The 26435-nt window shown below is 54.3% G+C and carries 33 protein-coding genes; 21 read left to right on the top strand and 12 right to left on the bottom strand.

Annotated features, from left to right (window positions below; translation table 11 throughout):
• Positions 1-51: 51 nt before the first annotated feature.
• The 16 genes from ACYQ04_RS07190 (at position 52) to ACYQ04_RS07115 (ending at position 13664) form a co-directional block, all read left to right on the top strand.
• Positions 52-429: a DUF302 domain-containing protein gene (locus ACYQ04_RS07190; protein ID WP_460130033.1), complete on the top strand. Its 378-nt coding sequence runs from the start codon at positions 52-54 to the stop codon at positions 427-429.
• A 99-nt stretch (positions 430-528) separates the two neighbouring features.
• Positions 529-1122, top strand: a complete 594-nt coding sequence (locus tag ACYQ04_RS07185) for a TetR/AcrR family transcriptional regulator (protein WP_460128440.1) — start codon at positions 529-531, stop codon at positions 1120-1122.
• A gap of 117 nt (positions 1123-1239) precedes the next feature.
• Positions 1240-3297: a formate dehydrogenase subunit alpha gene (gene fdhF / locus ACYQ04_RS07180; protein ID WP_460128437.1), complete on the top strand. Its 2058-nt coding sequence runs from the start codon at positions 1240-1242 to the stop codon at positions 3295-3297.
• A 10-nt stretch (positions 3298-3307) separates the two neighbouring features.
• Positions 3308-3805: a 4Fe-4S dicluster domain-containing protein gene (locus tag ACYQ04_RS07175; RefSeq protein ID WP_042688855.1), complete on the top strand. Its 498-nt coding sequence runs from the start codon at positions 3308-3310 to the stop codon at positions 3803-3805.
• Between the two features lie 209 nt (positions 3806-4014).
• Complete coding sequence (locus ACYQ04_RS07170) at positions 4015-5298, top strand: proton-conducting transporter transmembrane domain-containing protein (protein WP_460128435.1); 1284 nt, start codon at positions 4015-4017, stop codon at positions 5296-5298.
• A 4-nt stretch (positions 5299-5302) separates the two neighbouring features.
• Complete coding sequence (locus ACYQ04_RS07165; RefSeq protein WP_460128433.1) at positions 5303-7324, top strand: proton-conducting transporter transmembrane domain-containing protein; 2022 nt, start codon at positions 5303-5305, stop codon at positions 7322-7324.
• A gap of 4 nt (positions 7325-7328) precedes the next feature.
• Positions 7329-8252, top strand: a complete 924-nt coding sequence (locus ACYQ04_RS07160; protein WP_460128431.1) for a respiratory chain complex I subunit 1 family protein — start codon at positions 7329-7331, stop codon at positions 8250-8252.
• Between the two features lie 3 nt (positions 8253-8255).
• Positions 8256-9236: an NADH-quinone oxidoreductase subunit C gene (locus ACYQ04_RS07155; RefSeq protein WP_460128429.1), complete on the top strand. Its 981-nt coding sequence runs from the start codon at positions 8256-8258 to the stop codon at positions 9234-9236.
• A gap of 10 nt (positions 9237-9246) precedes the next feature.
• On the top strand, positions 9247-10056 hold the full coding sequence (locus ACYQ04_RS07150) for a hydrogenase large subunit (RefSeq protein ID WP_460128427.1): 810 nt from the start codon (positions 9247-9249) through the stop codon (positions 10054-10056).
• Complete coding sequence (locus ACYQ04_RS07145) at positions 10056-10661, top strand: 4Fe-4S dicluster domain-containing protein (protein ID WP_460128425.1); 606 nt, start codon at positions 10056-10058, stop codon at positions 10659-10661. The genes ACYQ04_RS07150 and ACYQ04_RS07145 overlap by 1 nt, the downstream gene beginning before the upstream one ends.
• Positions 10661-11491, top strand: coding sequence for an NADH-quinone oxidoreductase subunit B family protein (locus tag ACYQ04_RS07140; protein WP_460128423.1), 831 nt, complete (start codon positions 10661-10663; stop codon positions 11489-11491). The genes ACYQ04_RS07145 and ACYQ04_RS07140 overlap by 1 nt, the downstream gene beginning before the upstream one ends.
• A 1-nt stretch (position 11492) precedes the next feature.
• Positions 11493-11810 (top strand): hypothetical protein, encoded by a 318-nt coding sequence (locus ACYQ04_RS07135; protein WP_460128421.1) that lies wholly within the window; start codon positions 11493-11495, stop codon positions 11808-11810.
• Positions 11811-11849: 39 nt separating this feature from the next.
• Positions 11850-12296, top strand: coding sequence for a hypothetical protein (locus tag ACYQ04_RS07130; RefSeq protein ID WP_042688873.1), 447 nt, complete (start codon positions 11850-11852; stop codon positions 12294-12296).
• On the top strand, positions 12293-12868 hold the full coding sequence (gene mobA, locus ACYQ04_RS07125) for a molybdenum cofactor guanylyltransferase MobA (RefSeq protein ID WP_460128419.1): 576 nt from the start codon (positions 12293-12295) through the stop codon (positions 12866-12868). Before ACYQ04_RS07130 ends, mobA begins: the two co-directional genes overlap by 4 nt.
• Positions 12869-12901: 33 nt before the next feature.
• Entirely contained in the window at positions 12902-13483 is a 582-nt protein-coding gene (locus ACYQ04_RS07120) for a hypothetical protein (RefSeq protein ID WP_460128418.1), read from the top strand.
• Entirely contained in the window at positions 13443-13664 is a 222-nt protein-coding gene (locus ACYQ04_RS07115) for a DUF8150 family protein (RefSeq protein ID WP_460128416.1), read from the top strand. Before ACYQ04_RS07120 ends, ACYQ04_RS07115 begins: the two co-directional genes overlap by 41 nt.
• Before the next feature lie 61 nt (positions 13665-13725).
• Here ACYQ04_RS07115 and ACYQ04_RS07110 read toward each other — a convergent pair whose 3' ends face one another.
• The 8 genes from ACYQ04_RS07110 to hypA all read right to left on the bottom strand — a co-directional run bounded on the left by ACYQ04_RS07110 (position 13726) and on the right by hypA (position 18119).
• Complete coding sequence (locus tag ACYQ04_RS07110) at positions 13726-14214, bottom strand: hydrogenase 3 maturation endopeptidase HyCI (protein ID WP_460128415.1); 489 nt, start codon at positions 14212-14214, stop codon at positions 13726-13728.
• A 3-nt stretch (positions 14215-14217) separates the two neighbouring features.
• Complete coding sequence (locus ACYQ04_RS07105; RefSeq protein WP_460128413.1) at positions 14218-14745, bottom strand: putative toxin-antitoxin system toxin component, PIN family; 528 nt, start codon at positions 14743-14745, stop codon at positions 14218-14220.
• Positions 14697-15026 carry a hypothetical protein gene (locus ACYQ04_RS07100; protein ID WP_460128411.1) on the bottom strand — a complete coding sequence of 110 codons (330 nt, stop codon included), beginning with the start codon at positions 15024-15026 and terminating at the stop codon, positions 14697-14699. The genes ACYQ04_RS07105 and ACYQ04_RS07100 overlap by 49 nt, the downstream gene beginning before the upstream one ends.
• 69 nt (positions 15027-15095) lie before the next feature.
• A complete protein-coding gene (locus tag ACYQ04_RS07095) occupies positions 15096-15833 on the bottom strand; it encodes a hypothetical protein (protein WP_460128410.1) in 738 nt (245 codons plus the stop codon).
• A gap of 514 nt (positions 15834-16347) precedes the next feature.
• A complete protein-coding gene (locus ACYQ04_RS07090) occupies positions 16348-16509 on the bottom strand; it encodes a hypothetical protein (protein WP_460128408.1) in 162 nt (53 codons plus the stop codon).
• A gap of 130 nt (positions 16510-16639) precedes the next feature.
• Positions 16640-16906, bottom strand: a complete 267-nt coding sequence (locus tag ACYQ04_RS07085; protein ID WP_460128406.1) for a UPF0175 family protein — start codon at positions 16904-16906, stop codon at positions 16640-16642.
• Positions 16907-16977: 71 nt separating this feature from the next.
• Complete coding sequence (locus tag ACYQ04_RS07080; RefSeq protein WP_460128402.1) at positions 16978-17703, bottom strand: Mrp/NBP35 family ATP-binding protein; 726 nt, start codon at positions 17701-17703, stop codon at positions 16978-16980.
• Positions 17700-18119 carry a hydrogenase nickel incorporation protein HypA gene (gene hypA, locus ACYQ04_RS07075; protein WP_460128400.1) on the bottom strand — a complete coding sequence of 140 codons (420 nt, stop codon included), beginning with the start codon at positions 18117-18119 and terminating at the stop codon, positions 17700-17702. The genes ACYQ04_RS07080 and hypA overlap by 4 nt, the downstream gene beginning before the upstream one ends.
• A gap of 109 nt (positions 18120-18228) precedes the next feature.
• On the opposite strand from hypA, the gene ACYQ04_RS07070 reads away from it, so the two are divergent.
• Positions 18229-19107, top strand: coding sequence for a cation diffusion facilitator family transporter (locus tag ACYQ04_RS07070; protein ID WP_460128398.1), 879 nt, complete (start codon positions 18229-18231; stop codon positions 19105-19107).
• Here the strand turns inward: ACYQ04_RS07070 and ACYQ04_RS07065 are convergent.
• Complete coding sequence (locus ACYQ04_RS07065; RefSeq protein ID WP_460128396.1) at positions 19049-19969, bottom strand: hypothetical protein; 921 nt, start codon at positions 19967-19969, stop codon at positions 19049-19051. The genes ACYQ04_RS07070 and ACYQ04_RS07065 overlap by 59 nt on opposite strands.
• A gap of 30 nt (positions 19970-19999) precedes the next feature.
• On the bottom strand, positions 20000-21670 hold the full coding sequence (locus ACYQ04_RS07060) for a radical SAM protein (RefSeq protein ID WP_460128394.1): 1671 nt from the start codon (positions 21668-21670) through the stop codon (positions 20000-20002).
• A 162-nt stretch (positions 21671-21832) separates the two neighbouring features.
• Here ACYQ04_RS07060 and ACYQ04_RS07055 point away from each other — a divergent pair, with 162 nt between their 5' ends.
• Both ACYQ04_RS07055 and ACYQ04_RS07050 read left to right on the top strand, forming a co-directional pair.
• On the top strand, positions 21833-22315 hold the full coding sequence (locus ACYQ04_RS07055) for a GbsR/MarR family transcriptional regulator (protein WP_099210058.1): 483 nt from the start codon (positions 21833-21835) through the stop codon (positions 22313-22315).
• A 55-nt stretch (positions 22316-22370) separates the two neighbouring features.
• Positions 22371-23087 (top strand): sulfite exporter TauE/SafE family protein, encoded by a 717-nt coding sequence (locus ACYQ04_RS07050; RefSeq protein ID WP_460130032.1) that lies wholly within the window; start codon positions 22371-22373, stop codon positions 23085-23087.
• Here the strand turns inward: ACYQ04_RS07050 and ACYQ04_RS07045 are convergent.
• Both ACYQ04_RS07045 and ACYQ04_RS07040 read right to left on the bottom strand, forming a co-directional pair.
• Positions 23056-24078, bottom strand: a complete 1023-nt coding sequence (locus tag ACYQ04_RS07045; protein ID WP_460128392.1) for a TDT family transporter — start codon at positions 24076-24078, stop codon at positions 23056-23058. The genes ACYQ04_RS07050 and ACYQ04_RS07045 overlap by 32 nt on opposite strands.
• 43 nt (positions 24079-24121) lie before the next feature.
• Positions 24122-24439, bottom strand: a complete 318-nt coding sequence (locus tag ACYQ04_RS07040) for a NifB/NifX family molybdenum-iron cluster-binding protein (RefSeq protein ID WP_460130030.1) — start codon at positions 24437-24439, stop codon at positions 24122-24124.
• 124 nt (positions 24440-24563) lie between these two features.
• Here ACYQ04_RS07040 and ACYQ04_RS07035 point away from each other — a divergent pair, with 124 nt between their 5' ends.
• Positions 24564-25259 carry an FmdE family protein gene (locus ACYQ04_RS07035; protein WP_460128390.1) on the top strand — a complete coding sequence of 232 codons (696 nt, stop codon included), beginning with the start codon at positions 24564-24566 and terminating at the stop codon, positions 25257-25259.
• Positions 25249-26430, top strand: a complete 1182-nt coding sequence (locus tag ACYQ04_RS07030; protein ID WP_460128388.1) for an iron ABC transporter substrate-binding protein — start codon at positions 25249-25251, stop codon at positions 26428-26430. The genes ACYQ04_RS07035 and ACYQ04_RS07030 overlap by 11 nt, the downstream gene beginning before the upstream one ends.
• Positions 26431-26435: the final 5 nt, after the last annotated feature.

Raw genomic sequence — 26435 nt, 5'->3', positions numbered from 1 at the left:
ATAGAAAACGATTTATAGACCTTTTCCTGACCAGTCAGTCAGGTGATTCGGATGGACATGGGGCAGATGATTAACGCCGGAAAGAGCAAGTACTCCTACGAGGAAACCATAGAGAAGATTAAGGCAAAGGTCGAGGAGATTGGATGGAGCGTTGTTGCCGAGCACGATATGGAGAAGAAAGTCGGTGTTAGGGTTTACATCATCGAGCTCTGCAACAAGGAGTTCGCAAAGAAGGCCCTTGAAAAGCCCGAGAACCGCTGGATTTCTGCCTTTATGCCGTGCCGTCTGGCGGTTGCAGACAACCCCGATGGGGTTTACGTTTACGGTATGAACATGGGTGCCTTTGCAGGGATGGTCCCGGGCGAGCTTGCCGAGATTCTCAAGAAAGTTTCGGAGGTTGACGAGGCCATTCTCAGTTCGGTTCTTTGAGCGCCTCTTTTTCCATCCTCCCCGGCGGAAAGTTTAAATTCTCCTCCTGCACATAATTGTCCATAACGTTAAGTGACCGAATGGTCAGAAGTGGTGGGCATGGCTACGAAGTCCCCAGGTAAAACCCGTGAGAAACTCGTGTCGTCTGCAATGGAACTCTTCGCGAAAAAGGGTTTCGATAAGACCACGGTAGACGAGATAGTCGCCAAGGCTGGAGTTGCTAAGGGCACTTTCTACCTCTACTTCAAGAGCAAAGACGACCTCATAAAGGAGCTCGCCTTTGAGGTAATGCCCATAATGGCCATGCCCTCCCTCAACGACCCATACATAACGGTCTCGTTCCCAACCCTGGAGAGCTACCTCCTCCAGCTTGGGAAGGAGTTCCTCGAGTTCTACTCCGAGAGCTACCGCGCGGAGATTTTCTTCCACATGCTCTCCGTTCGCGAGAGGATGAAGAGCATAGATGAAATCTACCGTCAGTCCTGTTCGGAGCTTTTGAGAGAAGGTGCGAGGAGGATTACTGCATACGTCAAGGTTGGTTTTGAGGATGCCCTCATAGCGTTTCAGGTCTTCATAGCGTCCCTCATGCACTACCTTCACGCCAAGGAGTGCATAGGTCTCTCCGGGGAGCACTACCTGAGGAGGATTGTTAAGGTGGTGTTGAACCACCTCCGCCTCTCCGCGAGCGTGTGATTCTGTTTAACGTTTCTTTATTGGTAAAATTCTTTTGTTTTCCATCATATCAGAAAACTATTTAAGGTTTTGACGACGAGCCTAAATGACTGGTCAGTCATTAGAAGGGTGATAGCCATGGCCGAGAAACTCGTGCCCGTAGTGTGTCCCTGGTGTTCAGTCGGCTGTCGCTTTTACGCGGTCAGCGTGAACGGCTACATCAGGAAGATTGAATTCGACTACGACCACCCCACCGTCAACCGCGGAAAGCTCTGCCCGAAGGGCGTTGCCTCCTACCAGTTCATTAACAGCCCCAGAAGACTCAAGAAGCCCCTCAAGCGCGTTGGTGAGAAGGGAGAAGGAAAGTTCGAGGAGATAAGCTGGAGCGAAGCTTACAAGATAATCGCCGAGAAGATTAAGGAAATCAAGGAAACCTACGGTCCCGAGGCTATAGCATTCCTCGCTAGCGAGAAGATAACCTTCGAGGAGAACTACCTCGTCCACAAGCTGTCGAAGGCGATAGGGACCAACCACCTCGACTTCCCGGGAAGGTACTGTCAGTACTCCAACAGCCCCGCGAGAACTGCTGTCTTTGGTAGCTCGGCCGCGACCAATCCATTTGAGGACGTTGCCAAAGCCGAGTTTATTCTGATTTGGGGCCACAACCCCGCTGAGACTGCACCTGTTTTCTTCGGTCAGTACATTGAGAAGGCCGTCCTCGACAACGGCGCCGAGCTGGTCGTCATCGACCCGCGCGCGACGAGGGGCCACAAGTACGCGAGCATGCACCTCAAGCCCTACCCCGGAACCGACCTCGCGATAGCCCTGGCCATGCTCAACGTCGTCATAAGCGAGGAACTCTACGACAAGGAGTTCGTCAACGAGAGGACGACCGGCTTCGAGGAGCTCAAGGAAGCCGTTAAGGACTACACCCCCGAGTGGGCCGAGAAGATAAGCGGCGTTCCCGCAGAGGACATAAGGAAGGTTGCGAGGCTCTTCGCCACCAAGAGAACTGCCCTCTTCGTTAACGAGGGCATGAACCAGCACGTCAACGGTTTTGAGATGGCGGTGGCCCTCGCTGACCTCGTGGCCATCACCGGCAACATAGGCAAAGAAGGCGTCTGGAGCGGTGTCTTTCCAGGTGCCCAGTGCGGGTTCTGTGCCGCAATGACCGGCATCGCTCCGAACAAGCTCCCGACCGGCAAGCTCGTCACCGACGAGGCCGCGAGGGCTGAAGTCGAGAGGCTCTGGGGCTTCAAGATACCTGACTGGGTCGGCCTTGACCTTACCAACATGATACGCGAGATGGGCAACAAGATTAGGATGATGTACATCGTCGGCGGCAACATCGCCAAGTCGGCCCCGAACAGCAGGTGGGTCAGGGAACAGCTCAAGAAGCTCGACTTCCTGGTTGTGCAAGACATATTCCTCACCGAGACGGCTAAATACGCTGACATAGTTCTCCCGGCCGCGGCCTGGTTTGAGAAGACCGGAACTGCAATAAGCGCCGAGAGAAGGGTCCAGAGGAGCTACAAGGCCGCTAATCCACCTGGGGAGGCCAAGCCCGACTGGCTCATTCTCGTTGAGCTCGCCAAGGAGCTCGGTCTCGGCGAGTACTTCAAGTACGAGCACCCGGATGAGATTCTCAGGGAGATAAACAGCGTCATTCCACTCTTCAAGGGCGCAACTCCGGAATATCTCGCGGAGCACCCCGAGGGATGCTTCTTCCCGTGCACCGAGCCCGGCGAGGGAACGAAGGTCCTCTTCAAGAAGGGCTTCAAGACGGCCGATGGTAAGGCCCACCTTCAGCCCGTTGGCTGGCGCGAGCCGCCGGAGATACCCGATGAAGAGTATCCGCTCTGGCTTACCAACTTCAGGTTCGTCGGCCACTGGCACACGGGAACCATGTCCTTCGAGAGTCCGAGCCTTGAGAAGCGCTGGCCAGAGGAGTACGTCATGATTAACCCGAAGGACGCCGAGAAGTACGGCATAAGGAACGGGGACCTCGTCAAGGTCGAGACCAGGCGCGGAAGCGTTCTCGTCAGGGCCGAGGTTACCGACCACGTCAGGGAGGGCGTTATCGCGATGCCGAACCACTGGAACATCAACGTTCTGACCCTTGAGACCATCCACGAGAAGACCAAGATGGCCGAGCTCAAGGCCGTCGCGGCCAGGATTAGGAAGGTGGAGGAGTGAGGTGGTTGGAATGAGCAAGAAGATTTTCCTCGACTATAAGCGCTGTATTGGCTGTAAGGCCTGTGAAGTGGCCTGTGAAATGACGCACGGCGAGGCAAGGATAAGGGTCTTCGAGTTCCCCGACCTCTTCACCGTCCCCTTCAACTGCCGCCACTGTGAAAAGGCTCCATGCGAAAACGTCTGTCCAACTGGAGCGCTCTTCAGGGACGAGGACGGCGCGGTAGCATTCGACCCGCTCAAGTGCATCGGTTGTCTCATGTGTGCTGTTGCCTGTCCATTTGGAATTCCAAAGCTCGACGAGGAAAACAAGATTATGGACAAGTGCGACCTCTGTTCCGACAGAAGGGCGGAAGGAAAGCTTCCAGCGTGTGTCTCGGCCTGTCCAACGGAAGCCCTGCTCTACGGCGACATGAACGAGGTGCTTTGGAACAGGGAAGGAAAGATAGTGGCCAACTTGAAGAGCTCCGCCGAGAAGGGGGAGGGAGAAAAGGCCTACATCGTCCTCTGACATTATTTTTTGCGAAGGAAACCAAGGGTTAAAAACGAGAGGTGATGGGAGTGTACTATGTTCCGTTCCTGGTCTCAATGTTCCTCCCCTTTGTGCTACTTGTGGTTTGGAAGAGCGAGAGTAGGGGTACAGGGGTCTTTGCGGCAGTAATTTTTGGAATCTCTCTAGCGTTCAACGCCTGGGGAGCCTACCAGTATCTGACGAACGACTTGGGCAAGACGCTTCACGTTGCTTACATAACCTACGGAAACGCCGGGGAAATCTTCGGTATTATTGTCGATGAGGTCTCGGTACTGATGGGCCTCGTGACCATGGTAGTGGCCTTCCTTGTAAGCTTGTATGCCATTGACTACATGAGCGAAAAGCACTCAGCAAATCCCTTTAAAGAGGGTAAAGGGAAATTCTTCGCCCTTCTTGGAGTTCTCGTTGCTTCTACGATGGTCTTCATCTACGGAACAAATCTCATCCAGTTCATAGTGTTCCTTGAGATAATCGCCCTTGCCCTTGACGACCTGATAAATACCTACGGAAACGCATCGCTCGACTCCCTCAAAGCATACCTCGTCTTGAACCTAGCGGTAGTCCTAATGATAATATCTTTCTTTGTACTCGGAAGCGGACAGGCGCTCTACAAGCTCGGTTCGGTAAGTGAATCCGCCAAACACACCGCCTTAGTGCTCATAGCCTTTGCGGCATTTGCAATGAGCTCACAGTTCTTCTTTTACTCCTGGCTTCCGAAGTCCACGAAGGGTCCAGTCCCAGTCTCTGCGTTAATCCACAGCGTTTCAGTCGTCTCACTTGGAATACTCCTCATGCTCAGGTTCATACAGTTTGGCGGGAAGTACGAGGGGCTGTTCTACATACTGGCAATTTTCTCAGTCTTCATGGTTGTTCTGATGATGTTTTACTACCCGATTCAGAGTGATCTCAAGACCCTCATAGCTTACTCAACAATAGGACAGGCAGCCATTGGCTTCATGACCTTGGCTTACGCTGCTTACGGTAGTTCCATAGGGCTCCAAGTGGCGACATATCAGGTCATCAACCATGCCTTCATCAAGTCGCTGGCGTTTCTCACGGCGGGAGCAATGGGATACTCCCTTGGAACAACCAACATGGCAAGGATAAAAGGCTTTGCAAAAAGCCTGCCTGCAGTAAGCGTTAGCTGGTTCTTGGCGATGTTCGGTCTGGCGGGGGTTCTGCCTATGGGGATGTTCTTCAGTAAGGCATACGAGACAATGACGAACGCTCATGCCCCGGGTGTGTTTTCTTGGCTCCTGCCAGTACTGATACTCTTCGAGGCGGCGATACTCCTCGTCGTTGTGATGGTGTGGTTTAGGAGGATATTCTTTGGCTCAGAGATTTCACCGCAGCCCTCCGTTAGTCCAACAAAGCTCATGTACTTCGCAATGCTTGTGCTGATAATAGCCGGCACCGTTTCGCCATGGGTGACCCTGAGTATCGTCAGCAAAATAGGATTCATAGCGGGGTGATATTATGCTGCCGTTGGAATACGCGATAATTGCCTTTATCATTGGTGCCTTTGCGGGTATCCTTAGGGATTATAGAGCCACCACTAAGGCCTCAAGCTTCATGGCGTTCCTCGGAGCACTGGCCCTGCTCTACCAAGTGTACTACGTCTACACCAACGGCCCGGTCAGCGGCAGTGTCTTCGGCCTTCCCGTTCACATAGACGGACTCTCCGCGATATTCCTGTTCATAGTGGGCATAGTGAGCCTTGGCTCGGCAATATTCGCAATAGGCTACATGGACCACCATGAGAAGAGGGGCAAGGGCTGGGTCTATGCGGTGGCCTACAACACTTTCATAGGCTCGATGGCCCTCGTCGTTACGGTCAGCAACCTCGAGTGGTTCGTGTTCTCTTGGGAGCTCATGACCCTCAGCTCGTTCGTGCTGATATTCTGGAAGGAGGAGAAGAAGGACCTCGACGCGAGCTTCAAGTACTACATAACCATGCACTTCTTCGACACCATTCCACTGTTCCTGCTCCTCGGCCTTGCGAGCGTTTTGACGGGTAGTATTCACAACCTCAGCTATTCGGCTATTCAGCAGGCCCTCGCAACGGCCTCACCCCTTCAGAGGGGGCTGTTCTACGGCCTGTTCCTCATCGTGTTCATGACTAAAGCCGGTATAGTTCCGCTCCACTACTGGCTTCCAGACGCTCACCCTGCCGCTCCGAGCAACGTCTCAGCGCTCCTCAGTGGTATAATGATAAAGACCGCGGTCTACGGACTTCTCCGCTTTGACTGGGGCATGGCCGGCTACAACACACTCCTCGGCTACATCGTTGCCGGACTTGGAATAGCAACCCTTACAGTGGGAACCCTCTACGCCCTCAGGGAAACGAACTCCAAGAGGTTGCTGGCATACCACAGCGTAGGTCAGATGGGCTACATCTGGCTCGGCATTGGAATAGGCATGGTTCTCATACCTCATGGGGGGACCCTCGCCGCTATCGGTGCCCTTGGAATGTTCGCGGGCCTCTTCCACGCGATAAACCACGCAATCTTCAAGGGTGCCCTCTTCCTTGAGGCTGGTGCGGTCGAGTACGCAACTGGAACCGTTGAGCTGAACGAGCTGGGTGGCCTTGGACCGCTCATGAAGAGCACTGCCCTTGCGACGTTCTTCGCTTCGATGGCAATAAGCGGAATACCACCATTCAACGGCTTCATAAGCAAGTGGCTGATTTACGTGGCCGGCTTCCAGTCTGGCAACTACTTCCTCGCGTTTGGAGCGGTCATGGCGGCCTTCATCAGCGCGGCCACACTGGCTTCGTTCATCAAGTTCTACACGGCCCAGTTCGGCGGCGAGATGAAGCGCTACGAGCACGTTAAAGAGGTTCCGGCCGTCATGCAGCTCGGCGAGTGGATACTCGCGGCACTGACGCTCTTCATAGGAATATTCCCCTTCACGGTCGTTAAGTTCCTCAACGACGGCGTCGCTACCGTCAACCACGGATTAACTGCTCCAGTTACCCACAACGTCTACAAGATAGGCTTCAACTCGGTCACGTTCCTGCCAATAGTCTTCATAATCCTCCTTGGCATCGTATTCTTCATAGTCTACGCATACTTCAAGCCACTCAAGGGTCCAACGGCAAGGCCATGGGATTGCGGTGCCACGAGCATAAACGAGGACGAATACAAAGTGCTCGCCGAGGACTACTACCTCAAATACGAGGAGAAGATAGGGCACTTCTACGCCTTCACGGACTGGGCGTACTCCTTCGGAAAGAGCATAATAAACCACATCGTCAAGGCCTACCTCTGGGTTGCGAGCTACTTCGTGAAGATAGTAGACACCCCGTACACGAAGATAGAGAAGGTCAGCGACCTCTACTCGCTTGAGGTTATGTACCTCGACGAGGAAACCTTCAGGCCAGTGGTCAGACTGTTCAGGATAGTCAGGGACGTTCTTCCAGGTCTCAGGCTTGGGACGTTCATAGCACTGGCAATAATTGTTGTGGCCATAATCGTGGGAATCATAGTCTGGCTGTGAGGTGATGAAGATGAACGAATACGTTGGCTGGGCCTTCAAAATCGCGGGCGTTATCCTCTTCCTGTTGCTTCCTCCATATTTGGACGGAATAGCGAGAAGGGTCAAGGCGAGACTCCAGTACAGGCGCGGTCCTCCGCTCAGTCAGACATGGTACGACCTCAAGAAGCTCTTCGCCATTCCCTCTGTCATCCCGACCAAGAGCACCGTCTTCAGGATAGCCCCGTACCTCGCCCTGGCATCTGCAATAACCGCGGCCCTGCTGCTACCCTACGGCGGCTACGTCCCGATAAACTACGGCTACAACCTGATAGTGTTCTTCTACGTCATAGTGATGGTCAGCGTCTTCATAATGCTCGGGGGCTTCAGTGTTCAGAGTGCCTTCAGCCACCTCGGTTCGGCGAGAGAAATGCAACTCCTCCTCACCGTTGAGCCAATCCTCGCGGTGGTCTACGGCGTCCTCGCGTACAACGCGGGTTCCCTTAACATAGCCACTATATTCAACAACCTCCACCTCACTCCGTCGCTCATACTCGCCATCATAATACTCGCCTACGCGCTCTACGTGGAGAGCGGCTTCGTTCCCTTCGACATCGCCGAGGCCGAGCAGGAGGTCATTGGCGGACCCCTCAGCGAGTACAGCGGAAGGCTACTCGGGGTCTTCTACTACGCGATATACATCAAGCGCTTCGCCCTGCTATGGTTCTTCGTTAGCCTGATAACCTACCCGGTCATGAGGCCCATAAACGACGTCATAACCTCAGTTGGCCTGTTCATAGTCCAGATACTCTTGACGATAGCGTTCTATCCAATAATAGCAGCCCTTGAGGCGACCAACGCAAGGCTCCGCATAGACCATGTTGTGAAGGTTAACGTTAAGATATTCTTCATCGGACTCGGTATCCTTGCAATGGCGTTCATGGGGTGGTGAAAAATGGTAACGACGAGGGATTTGGAGGCTCACTTTGAATTTGAATGCAAAGCGTGTGAAAACGGCCACTGTGCAAAGGCGGACGTTGAGACAATCCTCTCGGAAAGGGAGGGCCTCAAGGAGTTTTACGAGGCCTTCAAAGAGCACATCAAGGAATGTAAGAGGATGACCTACGGTCAGTACATGTTTATCATCGACAGGGAAGTCCTTCCAGAGGCGGTCCTCTGGTGGCACAACCACCCTGAGTTCAAGGAGACCCATATGTCAACCGCCGTTGGGACCGACGAGAGACCACTTAACGGTAAGTTCGTTTATATGCCTTTTATCAATGTCCAGGTTGAACATAAGAACATGGACAGAAACTATTGGGTCTTCCTCAGAACCTACCTCCCAGCTGACGACCCAAGCTTCCCGAGCGTTGCCGAGAAGCTTCCGGCCGCACTCTGGATAGAGAGAGAAGTTAAGGATTTACTTGGCCTTAACCCGATTGGCCATCCAGATCCGAGAAGACTCATTCTACCTGAGGACTTCCCTGAGGGGGTATACCCGCTTAGAAAGGACATGGACTACAAGTATTCCCCGATAACTGATCCCAAGACTGAGTACCGTGAAACTCCTGAAGGGACTTCACTTGTTCCGATGGGTCCGGTTCACATGGGTATAGAGGAGCCGGCCCACTTCAGGCTCTTCGTCAAGGGGGAGGAGATAGTAGACGTCGACTACCGCGGCTTCTACTCCCACAGGGGAATCGAGAAGACCGGTGAGGGCAGACTTACCTACAACCAGGTTCTCTTCCTCGCCGAGAGAATCTGTGGAATCTGCGGCTACCAGCACTCGGTAAGCTATGCCATGGCCGTTGAGCGTCTGGCCGACGTGGAAATCCCGGACAGGGCGCGCTACATAAGGACGCTGATGCTCGAACTGGAGAGAATTCACAACCACCTACTATGGGTTGGTATAGCAAGCCCATATGGTAGGATTTGATACAGGCTTTATGCACGCCTGGCGCATTCGCGAGCCGGTCATGTGGCTCGTCGAGCGCTTAACCGGAAACAGGAAGCAGTACGGAATGAACATCGTCGGTGGAGTTAGGAGGGACATCCTCGACTACCGCAAGGAGGAGATACTCAAGGTCGTCAAGCAGATACGCGAGGAAACCAAGAAGTTCCTTGACATCGCTCTGAACACCAACACCTTCATCAAGCGCGCTGAGGGAGTCGGAATCCTGCCCTACAAAGTTGCCAAGGCCTACTCCGTCCTCGGACCGACCGCAAGGGCCAGCGGAAGGAAGATTGACACGAGGCTCGACCAGGCGACGAAGACCGCGATGGCCTACAACGAGGTTGACTTCAAGGTTCCTGTCTACAAGGAGGGCGACGTCCTCGCGAGGGTTCTCGTCAGGATGGACGAGCTCTTCGAGAGCCTCTGGATAGTGGAACAGCTCATAGACCAGATGCCCGGCGGGGACATAATGGTTCCAATCGGCGACCTGCCCGAGTACGAGGAGGCGTTGGGCTTTACAGAGGCCCACCGCGGTGAAGTGGTTCACTACGTCATGACCGGCGAGAAGAACAAGGTCTACCGCTGGAAAGTCCGTGCTCCTACGTACAACAACCTGCCCGCCGTTCCGGAGATGCTCAAGGGCTACCACGTTGCCGATGCACCGCTCATCATAGCGAGCATTGACCCGTGCTACTCCTGTACCGAGAGGGTTCAGTTCGTCGACGTCCAGACCGGCAAGGTGAAGGTTCTCACCGAGGCCGAGTTCAACGAGCTCTCAATCAAGTACAGGGGGGTGTTCTGATGGCCGAGAGCCTCTCCTACACCGAGAAGCTCAAGAAGTGGGACCGCTTCGAGGTCGAGAAGTTCAGCAAGAAGGCCCCGGTCACCACTCCCTATCCTTTTATTGACATCGAGAAGCCACCCGAGTACCGCGGAATTCCGCATATCAACCCCGAGAAGTGCATAGGCTGTGGTGCCTGCGTCAACGCCTGCCCGCCCGATGCGCTAATCCTCGAGTGGGACAAGGAGCACGGCGTTAAGAGGCTCACCTTCAACGCGGCGAGATGTATAAGGTGCCACCGCTGTGTGGAGGTCTGCCCGACCGGCGCGATGGAACCGACAACCCGCTTCGAGATAGCGACCGACAACAAGGAAGACCTCGTCGAGGTCGTCGAGCACAAGCTCGCTTACTGCGAGGAGTGTGGCGAATACCTCGACTTCACCGAGAGACAGATTGAGTACGTGAGAAACATCCTGCCCAAGGAAATCTTCGAAATGTACGCCCTTGAAGACAGAATCGGCCTGACCCAGGAGGCAAAGATGCGCAAGACCGTCGAGAAGCTCAGGGAGACCGAGGGAATTCCAGTCTCGGCCTTCATGCTCGTGAAGAAGGGGGGTGAGGAGTGATGGGAAGAAGGCTCAAGTCCGTCTGGGTCTATCACGTTGATGCTGGTTCATGTAACGGCTGTGATATCGAGGTGCTCGACGTCCTCAGCCCGTACTACGACCTTGAGAGGCTCGGTATCAAGGTCGTTCCCAACCCTAGGCACGCGGACGTTCTCTTCATCACAGGGCCACTCACAAGGCAGACAAGGATAGCGCTCAAGAAGGCCTACGAGGCCATGCCGCCCAAGCCGAGGATAGTGGTCGCCATAGGAACCTGTGCTTCAAGCGGTGGAATCTTCTACAACAGCTACGCCCTCTACAACACCTCCCCCCAGCGCGGAAGGGACAGGCTCAGGAGCGGTGGACCTGAGATGATAGTGCCGATAGACATGTACATCCCCGGCTGCCCGCCGAGCCCGGAGGAGATACTCTACGGCGTCGCTCAGCTCCTCGGCATCAAGGAGAAGAAGATGAAGGGCGAATACTGGGTCGCGCTCCCGCCGAAGGAGACGCCCAAGGCAGAGAACGAGGTCGAGTTCAGAATCCCCGACAGGCCGATACCGCTCCGCTACTGGCTCACCCTCCGCGAGGAGCTCAGGCGCGTCGTTGGCTACTACGACAGGGAGGCCGTCCTTGAGGACTTCATGGCCCTCGTCGAGAAGGCCTTCGAGAGCGACAATCCGAGGGAGAAGCTCCACGACCTCGTCACCGGCTACTTCCTCAAGGAGAAGGACTCCAGGATAAAGGTCGCCATGCGCTTCCTCGAGAACGAGTTCTGGAAGCTGTACGACGAGTACCACTCCCTCGGAGAGGCCCTCAAGAAGAAGTACCCCGTGACGGCGGGTGTCTGAGGTGCCCTGGAAGCTCTACCGCTTCAGGTACGAGGACTACCCGGAGTATTCGGCGAGGATAACCGGCCACTACGCTGGCGACCTGCTAATCATCGAGGAGGAGGGCGAGCTGAGCGAGGGGGCGGTGAGGCTCATAAAGGAAGCCCTTGGGATAGACGAAAACGCGAGGGCCTTCGACATCGAGGTCAGGGACGTGCTGAGGCTCCCGATTAAGGAGTTGCCAGAGAAGGACAGAAAGGTCCTGCTGGAGGCTTCCGAGAAGCTCGACTCCGAGAGCAAGCTTCACATAGAGTACCGCTACCAGCCGAGCTTCGATTAAACTTTTATTTTCCCACAACTTTTCTCGGGAGGTGGTGAGATGAACGAGGAGACGCTGAAGAAGGCCAAGGAGGAGCTGATTCAAAGGGTAAAAGACTTCTACGGTGACAACCTTCTCTCGATAATCTTCTACGGAAGGCATCTCCGCGACCCGAGCTTTCCGGAGATAGACGTGGTCGTAATCATCGACAAACCCTACGACCCTGTGAAGATGAACCGCATGGCCGACTTCGTGGAGAACATCCGCGACCCGATAGAGGAGAAGTACGGCTACCACGTCTCCTTCGAGCTCTACACGCGCGAGGAAGCGGAGAACTTCCACTCCGGCTACCTTGACGTTGTGGTTAACTACGAGGTCGCCTACGATAAGGATAACTACTTCCAGAACCTCATGAACGACATGCTGAACCCCAAGAAGGCGATGGACTACGTGAAGTACATCAGCACCATTGAGTACATCCAGCTGGACGAGGAGAGGGAGGAATGATTGGCGCTGTTTTGGCCGGCGGAAGGGGCAGGCGCTTCGGGGGCGACAAGCTACTCTACAGAATCAACGGCAGACCTTTGATTCTTTACACCATCGAGAGGCTTGAAACCGCCAAGAGAATCGACGAGGTAATCTTGGTTGCCTCGAAGGACAACGCAGAGAAGCTCAAAGCACTCGGCTACCGCGTGGTCGTTGATGAGCTCCTGATAGGCCCGATGGGGGGCGTTTACACGGCCTTAAGTCTCGGCGATGCCTTCGTCGTTGCCGGCGACATGCCCCTACTCGTTCCCGAGTTCATTGATTACATAATCGAAGAATTCGAGAATAGCGGAAAAATAGCCTGCGTGCCGCGCTGGAGCAACGGCTACCTCGAACCCCTTCACGCCGCTTATTCCAGGGCTTTCCGCGAAATCCTTGAGGCGAAGATAGAAACCGGAAACTACGCCCTCAACAGGGCAATCCGTGAAGCTAATCCCTGCTACCTCCTGATAGAGTCCCTTCCGGAGGAGTGGCGCGAGAGCTTCTTTAACGTGAACACGAGGGAGGATTTGGGGAGGATACAAAAGGGCTAAATACCATGCCCCCCAAAGTTTAACGGGAGAACCATGGGAATTGAGATTATGGAGAAGGCAATAGTAATCAACCGCGAGGTCAGCGAGCTGGATAAATTTGTGTTTGATGTCATAGATGTTCTTGAGAGACACGTCCGCTACGTTATAGTCAGTGGATACGTTACCATTCTCTTCGGCCGCTCAAGGGGCACTGAGGATGTCGATTTTGTGATAGGACCTCTCCCCAAGGAGAAGTTCATCTCCATGTGTGAAAGCGCGCAGAAGGCGGGCTTCGAGTTTCTAAACCCTGAGGACTGCGAGGGCCTGTACGAAATGCTTGTTGATAGGCTTGGAATACGAATGGTTAGAAAGGGTGAGATAATCCCAAATGCTGAAATAAAGTTCCCAAAGGATGCCTTCCATAGGGAGGCGCTTGAAAAGAGAATTCCTGTTCAGTTCAACGGCCGGGTGATTTACATCTCGCCGATAGAACTCCAGATAGCGTACAAGCTCTATCTTGGCACTGACAAGGACTTAGAAGATGCCTTTTTCCTCTACGAGCTGTTCAAGGATAAAATTGACCGGAGGGCTCTCGATGACTACGCGAGAAAACTTAGCATTGAAGTTCCGTTCTAAGCGTGATTTGGAAGAAAGACTCGCCTTTATCCGGCTTTACGTGAGAAGGTTAAAGGAGAACCCAGATGAGGTCTTCAAACAGCAGGTGAGGCTCGTGAATTCGTTCCTCGCCTCCGCCAAGAGCTTTCCGCTGAGTAGAGAAGAATACCTGCAGATGAAGAGAGAACTGCGGAGAGAATAACCCACTTTTGGGTGATACTCCCCTCGGTTAGTGTTCAAAAGGAAGATAAACCAATTCCCACTTACATTGTTGAGGGCTTATCCCTTTTTAGAATCCCCGTTAACAGCTCCGCCAGCCTCTCGGCGCGCTTCCTTATCAGCTCGCTTGGCTCCTGAAAGAGACCCGTCGAGCCTGGCTGACAGCCTATGAGCACGAACTCAGCGTTAACCATCGTTTTCATGAACTGGGTTACGAACTTCAGCGGAAGGCCGTGCGTTGATATTGCCTCGCCGAGCGTCCCCTCCGGGTCGGCTATGATGTACTCGCCGACCTCACCGCCGAAATCAACGGCATCGACGAGGACGACGAGGTCTGGCTTAAAGCTCGCTATTTTTCCAGTGTAGTTCTCCGGGACCTCCCCGCAGTTCAGCACGAGGACGTCGGGGTTGTCGAGCAACTCCTTCAGCCTCTCCGCTACGAGCACGCCGAAGGCGTCGTCCCCCCTGATGTCGTTTCCAATTCCGCAGATAACGACCCTTTTCGCGTTCTGGAAGAGTTCTTCGAGGTTCATTGACTACCCTCCCCCTACGAGCTTCTTTTTTCTCAACAGCTCGATAAGCTCAAGGCCCGTTACGACATAAATCTCCGTGTTTTCAACTTCAATTTTCATGCTTTCGTTTCTCATATCGAGAAGGTCTCGGTCGTAGGTAACTATGGCGAACGCATCGCCCTCAACTGCGACCTCAATCCACTTATCATCGCTTTCGTCTCTGCACAGTTTGACCTGCTTTTTTGGCGTGACGAACTGGCTGTGCTCTTCAACGAACCTCAGAACCCTCGCGGGGTTCTGGAGAGGAACTTTGGAGCTTTCGGGAACCTTTGAGTACAGTGCCGTTATCTTTGGGTGCGCGAGCTTGTACCTCATCTCCGCTATGGTTTCGGAAGAAGCATAGTTTATGAGGATTCCCCGGTGGATTAGCTCTAAAATGAATGCAACGGCGTTCCTTTTCGGGTTTTTGCTGAGGAGAAACGATATCAGGGCCGATGTCTCAATCACAACTCCAAGCCCATGGCCCTTAGCTTTCTCTCGATTTCCAGCCATTTTCTGACGTCCTCCTTGACCTCGATGAGGAGTTCGCTGAGGTCCTCTGGGGCGTCTTCCGTCGGCTCCTCGACCTCAAGGCTTCCAACGGCCTTTTCCTTTTCGGCTTTCTCAAGCCTCTCAAGGTTCTCCTTCCATTCGAGATACTTGAGGAGTTCCTCAACAGTAACGCCGAGGGAACTGGCGAGCTTTAAGACTATCTCGGAGATTAGAACCCTCTTCTCCCGGTCTTCGAGGAGTCTTTCAACGGTGTAAACTTCAGGGTTAACGACCTCGCTCATGGTTCCACAGGGGTCGTTTTGACACGGGCGTATTTTAAGGTTGCGATTGGGAAACGGGAGAAAGAAAAGTCAGACGGCCTCTGCTCCGTACTGTCTCAGAAGGTTGTAGATGTGCTGGGCCGCGTCGGTGTAAATCGTGTACTTCTTGCCCCTTGCCTTGAACTCAAGGTAATAACCGCCGAGAAGGGCCTTTTTGAGCTGAAGGAACTTTATCTCGCTCAGCGGAATGTCCTCGTAAACTTCACCGATTCCTGCGGCCCTTAAAGCGGCCTTTATGGCGACCGTTGCAACGTAACCCCTAAGCCTGTACTTGCCCGTGAGCTTGAGCCTCTTGTTCGTTATCACGAGGTTTCCGACGCGCTCCTGACTCATCGCTCCCATCTTGAAGCGGACTTCACCGCGGTAGAGTTCCTTTTCGGATTCTTCGGCTGAAACGGTAACCTTCTCGACGGTTTGGGGCACTTCAACGGGTTTAGCTGTGGCGAAGCGCTCCGCCTGCTCCTGAGTTGCTTTGGCGACCGCTCCGGTTTCGGCATCGTAGGCCTCAACGACGGCCTTGAGAAGGAAGTAGTGGAACTCGAAGAGGTGCTTGAAGAACTTGACGTCGCCGACGACGAACTTATCGCGCTCGTCGAGCATTTCGCGGGCTTCGTTGAGTAGCTCACGCATTTTCTCGACGTCACCGAGGTAGAGGGCGTCGCAGGCGCGGGCGGCGAAGTCGAGGACTTTTGGTAGTTTCTCCTCAATTATTTCGTTGTATCTCCATTCCGGTTCGTTTGAATTGAATATTCTATATTCTCGATACACTGTTTCAGAATTGATAATGTGCTCTAATGCAGATTTTGCAACTTTAAAGTTCTCAGAAGCCTCGGAAAAGGTGCCTCTCGAAAGATTCTCTAACCCCTGAATTAGTGGTTTATATAGGTATTCCAATGGTGAGATAGTTTTTTTCAAGTTTTTGTATTCTTCAGCACATTCGTCGTAGCCAAGGGAATGCTCATGCAATTTATCGTTGAGAAGAGAATTAAATTCATTTTTAAGTTTGAGATATTCTTTTGCCTGCTCTTTTGTTCTCTCGGCCTCTTGCCTACAATATCTGGCTCTAAGAGAATATAGGACTATGGATAAAAGTAGGAAGGTTATAAGTCCAATTCCTATGCCCCACATCATGCCTTTTTGGATACCAGTATATTCTAGCACAAACCCAAGAATTGATCCACCCACGAGAATCCACATAAAGGCAACGAATAAAACATCATCTCTCTTCCATTTCCATTCTTCTTTTGCCGCTCCGATGATAGTACTACAATCTTTGTGCCTCTTATATTCCCAGTAGTAATCCTCTAGTCTCTCTCTCCTCAATCAGCGGTTTAATGGCTTCAGCGCATTTCAGGATTTTCTCTGCGTCCACAGGATTCTTTACCCGCTCCAGCTCGGCCTTCATCTTCTCAAGAAGAGCGTCGAGGTTGACGTTGGCCTGCAACGACACACCACCCGAAGAAGTAGGGCGTGAAGATATTTAGGGGTTTCGGCTCGGAGCCTCTAAAAACGTTCTTTATTCACACGATGAATTCCAGTCAGGATTATAAGCGGCACTCCTTTATCTATGGTGGTCAAGATATACAGGCAGAAGACGACAATTCCAGACCATCTACGGTCTCTATATCTGCCTCTGCCTCTTCCATCGTGTAGTTTATCGGGACGTCCCTCTTTCTCAGCTCGTAGAGGAATTCCCTCAGACTCAGGCCTGCAAATTCCGCAGCCTTCCCGAGGCTCAGCCTCCCCTCGCGGTACAGTTCTATGGCCGCGAGCAGAAGAAGCTCTCTCTCAGGTTTCGGGCCAAGGAACTCGCGAAGCGTGGCAGGGGTTACACCTTCCATGCTCCCACCTGAAGTACAGTCTTCGGAGAAATATTTAGGGGTTTCGCCTCCATGAAATGAAAAAAGAAAGCTCACAGCTTCCCCGCAAGCTCCTTAACCTTCTCCGCGAACTCTGTCTTCATGAGCTCCTCGACGTTTCCGACCTTTGTGTCGAGGTCCGGATAGAAGGGTATGCCGATGAGGTACGGGACGTTGTAGCGCTCGGCGAGCTTCCTGACGTCTTCCTCGTTGTCCAATTTCATGTTCTCGACGACGCCGAGGACCTTGTGTTTCTCCTCGAGGAGCAACTGTATGAGCTTCTCGACGACGTTGAGGGCGAGCTTCGACGGGGTTGCAACGACGAGGAACTCTCCCCTCTTGAGGAAGCGGAGAACGTCGAGGAGCTGGTCGCCGAGTCCCGGTGGCATGTCGATAACGAGGTAGTCAAGCTCGTCCCAGCGCGTTATCGTGAGGAGCTCGATGAGGGCGTCGCTTATTTCCTTACCGCGGAGCGGTGTTGGCCTGTTCTCGGTGTAGTAGGCGATGCTCATGAACTTTATCCCGTGAACCGTCGGTGGGACGACACCTTTGTCCTCCTCCGGGAACTCCTTCGGCTCGAAGCCGAGAATCACGTGGTCACTTGCCCCGTGGAAGTCAAGGTCAAGCAGGCCGACCTTATAACCCTTCTCGGCCAGAGCTAAAGCGAGGGTCGTTGAGATGAGCGATTTTCCTACTCCTCCCTTCCCGCTGACGACGGGGATTATTCTCTTGACCTTCTCAAGCCTCGCGTTTATGGCTATCTCGCGCGGGTCAATCATGCCTCTCCCTCCTTCTCAATCATTATCCCGGCGACGTAAACGCCCCTACCCTGGACGACCTCAAAGTCGTGGCTCCCGCACTTCGGACAGGCAAGAAACGCGTGAACGACCTCGGGAATGAAGTGGATGTCCTCCTTTATGCGCTCGTCGAACTGGTCCTTGACTTCCTTGAGCTTCCAGGTGTGCCCGCAGTTACGGCACTTGAAGACTGCCTCTTCCTCCTCGAAGATTATCTCGGCCCCTTCGGCAATCGTTCCCGCGAACATCTGCTCCATCGCGAACTTCACGATGTCCTCCGCGACGTCCTGTAGTTCGCCGAGAACGACCTTGACGGCCTTTACCTTCTTTGCCCCCTCCCTCTGGGCGTAGTCGAGGACGGTTCTAACTATGGCATCCGCCAGCGCCCACTCGTGCATGGTATCACCGACGGAAATTGGCGTGCCACCTTAAAAATGGTTGGGTTTGAAACCGGTGGTGTGCAGACAAATTTATTAACGGTTCGATGGAACTCTCCACGGTGGTGTGATGGGGCACCACGGACACGGACTCAAGAGGAACCTGGCCATTTCAATCGTCCTGAACCTCACGATAACCATCGCAGAGGTAATCGGCGGGCTCATCTCGAGCAGTTTAGCCCTCCTGAGCGATTCGCTCCACAACTTCAGCGACAGCATGAGTCTGCTCGCGAGCTACTTCGCCCTAAAAATCGCAGAGCGAAGACCCAACGAGAAGTACACCTTCGGCTACAAACGAGCCGAAATTCTCGTTGCGTTTATTAACTCCGCCGTTTTAATCGGTGTTTCGCTCTTCCTCGTCGTCGAGGCTTACAGGCGCTTCAGGAATCCCCAGCCGATTGACACAGCCATAATGCTCCCGGTAGCCCTTATCGGCCTAATCGCGAACCTGCTCTCGGTTTTCCTCCTCCACGAGCACGCCCACGGCCTTAACGTCCGCTCCGCATACCTTCACCTTCTGAGCGACACCCTCTCGTCGGTGGCCGTCGTGATTGGTGGTTTACTGATTCGCTTCTACGGCGTCGAGTGGGTTGATCCGCTCGTTACGGTTTTGATAGCGCTCTACATCCTCCGCGAGGCCTACGAGGTGCTGAGGGAGAGCGTTGACGTCCTGATGGAGGCGTCGCCGGAGCTCGACCTTGAGGCGATAAAGGCCGAGCTCGAATCAATCCCCGGCGTTAAGAACGCCCACCACTTCCACGCCTGGCGGGTCGGTGAAGGCGAGGTTCACTTTGAGTGCCACTTAGCGGTTGAGGACATGCCTCTGAGCGAGGCGCAGAGGATTATAGACGAGGCTGAGGAGAGGCTGAGAAAGTTAGGGATAACTCACGTCACGGTTCAGCTCGAGGTTGACCGGTGCGAGCCCGGTTTGCTGTGCCCAGACGCCTGAAGAGGAGCGCGTAGCTCAGCGGGCCAAGTATGGCCTCGCCTATGACGCCGGTGAGCTCAAGCAGGACGTCGTAGACTACCAGCCAGAACGCCAGAAAGCCGAGCACGGCCCTTCTCTCGTTTCCATTGAGGGAGGCGAAAAAGAGGACGAGGGCGAGCGTTCCAACTGCATCGGTGGCGAGCGGTGGGAGAACCTTGGGAAGAAAGGCGAGGGCCGTGAAAATCGCCGCCCCCGAGATGAAGCCGGCCGTGAAGGGACGAGACGGCGTGAAGGGAACGTCCCTGCTCCCGAACTTCCTGGCGAGGAGGAAGAGCGCGAGGGCCGATAGAATGGCGACCGAGTACTGTCCCGGGGAAGGGACGTAGCCGGTGAGGTGCGCGAAGGCAAAGGCAGAGGTGCAGAAGGCGATTGTGGCCAGAAGGGCCCCGCGTTTTCCGATGAGAGACCTTCCACGCAGTTCGGGGTAGAGAAGCTCTACTATCAGAACCGGGAGGGCTATGCTCATCGTGGCGTGGTAAGCCGTCAGGAGAACGGCCCAGCTCGTGTTCACGCCGAAGACCCTGCCGTAGTCCCTGAGCGCCCCAAGGTCGGGCCAGTTAGGGTCGAACCACGAGCGGATGACGAGCCCTTCCTCAACGACGCCGTAGAGGGCGCCGAGGAGCATGAGGCCGACCTTTCCCCGGCCGAGCCGTACCCATGCCTCGCGAATCAACAAAACGCCGGAGCCGTAGAAGAGCCAGAGGAGGGGAAAGGAGAGCGGCTGGACTACAAGCTGGAGCGGGTGCGTTGAGCCACCGAGGACCTCGGCCAGGAAAGGCGAGAGGAAAGTGAGGAGTAGCACCGCTCTGGTCTCTTGTCTCATGCGTTAAACTTCGCCCTTCCTGTTAAAGCTTTATGCATGAACCTCTTGGCTTCCGTAGACCTCCGCGAGGCTCTTCTCAATCGCCACCTCAACGGCCCGGTAGTAGCCTGGAACGTAGAGGCTCGGTTCGCGGAGAACGACCGTCTCGTCCACCCAGTTGAGCTCGGTGAGGGCCTTCGGCTTTCCGTGCTTAACTATCTCCTCCCAGAGGCGTCTGTTGATTATGCACCCTGGGTCGTCACCTGCAAGGTCCAGCGTGTAGTGGTAGGCCCTGGCGCGACAGCCTCCACAGATGTACTTGTAGGGGCACCTACCGCACTGGCTATCCCAGCTATTCCTGTCGCGGAGTATTCCGAAGATTCTGCTGTTCTCCCATATCTCCTTGAACGGCCTGTACCTGACGTTTCCGACGGGGAGCGGGAGGAAGACGCATGGAACTACCGTCCCGTCTGGTTCCATCCCCGCGTAAATCCTGCCGGCACCGCAGCCGCCTATGAACTCGGCGAGCGTTTTCACGGAGTTGTCCTCGCCTATGTAGAAGTGCGCCGGCGTGACGCTCTTGCCCTGGCTCATGAGCAGGGTAACGCGCGCGTACTGGGGCGCGGTCGTCAGTATCTCCATCTTTCTCTTCTTCATCTGGCGGTAAACTTCTTTCATGAACTCCTCGCGCTCCTCCGGCGAGAGGTCCACCCTGACCATGTCCTCTGCCCTTCCCGTCGGCACGAGGTTGAAGAAGATGACGCGCTTCACGCCTATGCTCTCAGCTAAGTCGAGTATGTCGTCTATCTCCTGGTAAGTCTCCTTGTCCATTATCGTGGCCATTCCGTGGCTGAGCCCCAGCTCGACCGCATTCTCCAGGGCCTTCACCGCGTGCTCCCACGCCCCCGGAATCCCGCGGAACCTGTCGTGCTTCTCCGGCTTCGCCGAGTCAACGCTGACCTCGACGTACTTTATTCCTGCCCTGACGGCCTTTTCAAGCTCCTCCTTCTTCGCGAACGTCCACCCGTTCGTTGCCACCGACGTGTGAATTCCCCTGCTCGACAGCTCCCTGACGATTCTGAGAAAGTGCGGGTGTATCGTCGGCTCGCCACCGCTTATCGCAACCGCCGCGACGCCGGCCCTGTCGAGCTGGTCAACGAGGTTGAGCTTCTCCTCGAGCGATAACTCGCTTGCGAGGGGTTTGTCAGCCCTCTGGTAGCAGTGCTGACAGCGGAAGTTGCACATGTTGGTGAAGTTCCAGACTATAAGGAACGGCCCGGCCAGGCGCTGGGGAACGGTGACGCCGTACTTCGCTATGCCCTCGAGGACGACCCAGATTCCGCGCCTTATGTGGGGGTCCCTCAGCAGGGCTTCCTTGACGGCCTCCTCGTCACCGTGGGCGAGCTTTATGCCGAGCTTGAGCAGGAGCTTTATCGTGTCAGCCTGGAAGCGAACCATCATCGGCGCGTTTATGCTCTCGCCTGCGTAGATGCTTAGCGCCCAGTACAAAGCAGGGAGCTCGCGTCCGTTGATTTCATACTTCTTCAGAGTCGGCTTTATCAGCGCCCTCGCTATTGGGTTTCCGAGGATGAGTTTGAATGCCTTCAGTGCCGTGGTTACTTGATTTCCTCCGCCTTCGCTGGATTCGACCTCCTCTTTGACGTCTGCGGATGGATTCATTGCGTTTGGAAACGGCTCCTTTATCGTTTTCGGAGCCTTCATTTTCCCACCTCCGGTGAATAATATCTCCAATGGGTGTTTAAAGTTTTCGGAAATATCAGGAATTTCTGACATAAACGTTAGCCTTTAATGGGGTTTTGCTTTCATGAGTCAAAGGAGGTTTTATAAGCAAGTAAACCGTAGTACAAATCTGGGTGGAACACGATGGGTGACGAAAAGACTTTCGTCAGACTTATTGAGAAGATAATGATTCGTTGGGGTTACTCCCACGTTGAGGGCAAACTGTATGCGATGCTTCTCCTAAGCGAAGAGCCCCTTACGATTTCTCAACTCGTTGAGAGAACGGGGTTTAGTCGTTCTGCAGTTTCTACTGCTCTCAATCGCCTCGTTCGTGATTATCTGGTTGAAGTTAGGAGACGGGGTAGAATAAAGTACTTTACAGCCATCCCCGCATTTTTTGAAAAGTTCCTTGAGCAACCTAAGAACCTGCTTGAGAAAGAAGTTCTCCCCCTTGAGGAGGCGGTTAAAGGTTTACTGTCCTCTGACCCCCCGGAGGGTACGAAACACCGTCTTAAGGCAGTCCTTGCCGAGCTCAGACTTCTTGAGTACTCCCTTCTTCGGCTTATGGAGATTGAAGCGGATGAACTCAGGAAGCATTACCTGACTGATGAAAAACCTTTTAAATGAGGCTCTTCTCATTTTCTTCGGGTGACCTAAAACGAACTACCCGGAGTTAGCGCTCATAGCATTCATCCTGAGCGTCGTCTTCTCGATAGGCGGAGTTGGCTCTGCCATAGCCATAGTTCCCGTTATGGGCTGGCTGGGAGTGCCCCTGATGAGCTCCAAGCCGACGGGGCTGTTCATAAACGTCCTCTCGATGCTTTCGGCAACCCTCAAGAACCTGCGGGCGAAAAAGCTCGACGTCCGCTTCGGCCTGCCGATTCTCGTCACCGCGACTCTGGCTTCACCCCTTGGAGCTTACTCCGGGAAGTTTATACCACACCGCGTCGTTCTGGCCGTCTTCGTGGCTTTCCTCCTCTACTCCGGGACGATGATGCTCTTCTTCAGGCCGAAGGAGCGGAAAAGAAAGGGCAATCACATCGTTGAGGGCTCGCTCATCGGTGGAATCGCGGGCTTCCTCGGCGGTCTCCTCGGCGTCGGAGGTGGCGGGATAATCAGCCCGGCCCTAATCCTCCTTGGCTACGAGCCGAAGAAAGTCGCCAGCACTACCGCTCTAATAGTGTTCTTCTCATCGCTGAGCGGTTTTCTGACCTACTGGAAGCTCGGAGCCCTTGACTGGGAGTTGCTACTCTGGGTTTCGGTTCCAGCAATACTCGGTGGCTGGCTCGGAACTCACCTGATGCACTTCAAGATGAGCTCGGGGCAGGTAAAAAAGGTAATTGGAGTCATAATGTACGTCATAGCCCTCAAGACGCTCCTCGTCGCGCTGGGCTTCTGAAGACGAAGTTCTTCAGCGTTAAGGCTCCAGTAACCAGCCACATCGCCAGCAGGAGCCAGTAGAGGGCGAAGCCAAAGTCGGTTATCGCGTTTATTCCGAAGGTCGTCCCGACTTTGAAGGTCGCGCTGACGTAGGCTCCGAAGGGGAAGATGAAGGCCCACCACGCGAGGCTGTATGGCAGGGTAAGTTTCCTGATGTAGTGGAGCGTTAGTATTACCGCCATAACGAACCACCAGACGCCGAAGCCCCAGAAGATTAATCCAAAGGCCAAGAACGGCTCCTTCAGCTTTATGAAGTCGCTGGCCTTCACGAGGGAGTAGAGTGTGCTCGTTCCGGCTCCTATTGGTCCGAGGTTAATCCAGATTGACGGAGCTATTCCGCAGGGCATCGGCTCGTGCTTTATGAAGCGGTACATAACGATTGCGAAGAGGGCCAAGTAAAGGAAGAAGCCCGCGCCCCAGGCGAAGTAGTTGATGAAGGCCATCAGCTCCTTCACGGTTCCTGAGGAGAGCGCCATGAGCTTCGCCCCGCTGATTGGGATTACTATGAGCCCAACCGGAGGAATGAACCAAGCGGGCGTTATGTTCCTGGTGTCTATTCCATTTCCTGTGAAGACGATGTAGGGAATCAGGAATGCGAAGAGCAGGACGAAGGGCACTCCAAAGAGCCAGAAGGCCCAGGCGAGCCTTTCATTCCCAAAGATGAACAGCCAGTCCGCCGAGAGGACGAGCGAGGCGACGCCGATAGTCCCGTAGAAGTTGCCGAGAACCGGGTGGTAGAGGTCCTTCAGGGCCTCCTCGCGGTACTGTACCCACCTCAGCGTCCAGGGAACGAGGAGGACGAAGAACAGGAGCGTGTTGAGGTAGACGAGAAACTCTGCAAAGCCGTTCAGCGTCGAAAGCTTTGATGAATAGGCTTTGCTGACTAAAGCCAGCGCTCCGGTTCCCATCACGCTCGCAAACCAGCTCGGGGCGAAGTCTTTAACTCCCATGCGACCACCAAAGAAATGAAGAAAAGTTCATTTAAAAAGTTTTTCAATCCTTCCTCTCGAGAAACGCCTTCACGACCTCTACCGCCCTGCCTTCGAGTCCGGTGACAACGCTAATTCCAAGGCTCTGGAAGTGTGCGAGGGCCTTTCTGCCGACCCTGTTGGCAAGAACGATATTGACGTTTTTCTCCTTCAGAAGCCTTGGGAGCTCCCCCGCTTCGTGCTCTTCCGGTAGTTCTATCAGTTCGGCTCCGTTGAGCATACCCTCCTTTACGGAGAATACGGCGAAATACCTCGCCCGCCCGAAATGCTCGCAGATTTCACCCTCGAATGAGGGCTCCTCGACGGGAACCGCTATCCTCATCCCGACCACCAGAATTATGAACGTGTTTTCACGTAAAAACCTGTCGGTTTAAAATGGGAGGTTGATAACATCAATGAACCAAAACCGTTAAAAGCGTGTTACCATTTTTGGATTTGGTGATACGATGCTGACCCTCAACCGGCTCGTTGAGAATCGAGACTGCGAGGGAATCCTGCGTTACGCCAGGGAGTTTCACGGTCACGTCTGCCCCTATCTTGCGCTCGGAATTCGGGCTTCAATGATAGCCATGGATGAGCTTGGCGTGGGGAGGCTCGACTACGAGGGAAGCGTTGATGAGAGAATCCTGGCAGTAGTTGAGACCAACAGCTGCTTCGCCGACGGCGTTCAGGTGACGACCGGATGCACCCTCGGTAACAACTCTCTGATATACTTGGACCTTGGCAAAACGGCTCTCACCCTCGTTAAGCGCTCGGACTGGAGTGGCGTGAGGGTTTACGCAGATGCCGAGAGACTGAGTAAGTACTATCCTGAAGAGGCCACCGAGCTCTTCAACAGGGTCGTGAAGGAAAGGAAGGGGACAGAGGAAGAGAGAAAGCGCCTCTGGGAGATGTGGGAGGAAATCGCCCACAAGATGCTGCACCTTCCAAAGGGTGAGTTCAAAATAGAGCGCGTTAAGGTTAAACCCATCGAGCAGGCCCCCATATTTGAGAGTGTCCGCTGTTCAAAGTGCGGAGAGCTGGTTATGTCCACGAGGGCGGTTTACGTCGACGGGAAGCCTTACTGCCTGAAGTGCGCCGGCGAGAAATACTACGCCGTTGTAGGCAGGGGCATTGCGGAGGTGAATGGAGATGGGGTTTGACTGGAGGAAGGTTCTGGCGGTCTTTCTCGTCGTTCTGGCCGTTTCAATGGCCGGCTGTATAGGGACATCAACGTCGAGCTCAACTAAGCCAACCAGCTCCTCTCCAGCGGTAACGAGCTCAACCGCGAGCCAGGGCTACATCACCGTCACCGACATGCTCGGAAGGACCGTGAAGGTTCCGGCAAACGTTAGCAGGGTCGTTGCCGTTGGGCCCGGAGCTTTAAGGATACTCGTCTACCTCAACGCTACCAAAGACGTCGTCGGAATCGAGGAGTTCGAGAAGCGCTTCCCCTACGGGAGGCCTTACATACTGGCCCACCCCGAGCTTCTCAAACTGCCGGTTATCGGGCCAGGCGGCCCCGGAAAGCTTCCGAACATGGAGGCCCTGATTAAGGTCCACCCGCAGGTCATCTTCATGGTTTTCGTGAGCAGACAGACCGCCGATGAGGTTCAGGAAAAGACGGGAATCCCCGTCGTGGTCCTCAGCTACGGAACGCTGAAGAACTTCACAGACCCGGTCTTCTTCAAGTCGCTCCTCTTAGCTGGAAAAATCCTTGGAAAGGAGAAGAGGGCCGAGGAGGTCATAAAGTTCATTGAGGAACAGCAGAGCTACCTTGAGAACCTCACGAAGGGCCTGAAGAGCCCGAGGGTTTACGTCGGCGGAATAGGTTTCAAGGGCGCCCACGGGATAACGAGCACCTTCACCGACTACGCGCCCTTTACCGTTCTCCACCTCGACAACATCGCGGCCAACCTTAAGAGCACGAACTACGGCTGGGTACAGGTGGACAAGGAGTGGCTCCTCAAGGAGAACCCTGACTACATATTCATCGACGAGGGTGGCTTGAAGATAATCCTCGACGACTACAAGAGCAACCCCGACTTCTACAACTCGCTCAAGGCTGTCAAGGAGGGCCACGTTTACGGAGTCCTGCCCTACAACTTCTACAACACTAACATCGGAATTGCCATAGCTGACGCCTACTACATCGGAAAGGTTATCTACCCGGAGCGCTTCAAGGATATAGACCCCGTTGAGAAGGCCAACGAAATATTCACGTTCCTCGTCGGGAAGCCAGTTTACGGCGAGCTCGCCAAGGAATTCGGCGGGTTCGGAAAGATAGACCTCGCCAGCGGGAACGTAACCTATGGCCTGCCGACCAACCCGTGATGCCT

Source organism: Thermococcus prieurii (genome assembly GCF_054657655.1).
This window is presented reverse-complemented; position numbering and strand designations above follow the sequence as displayed.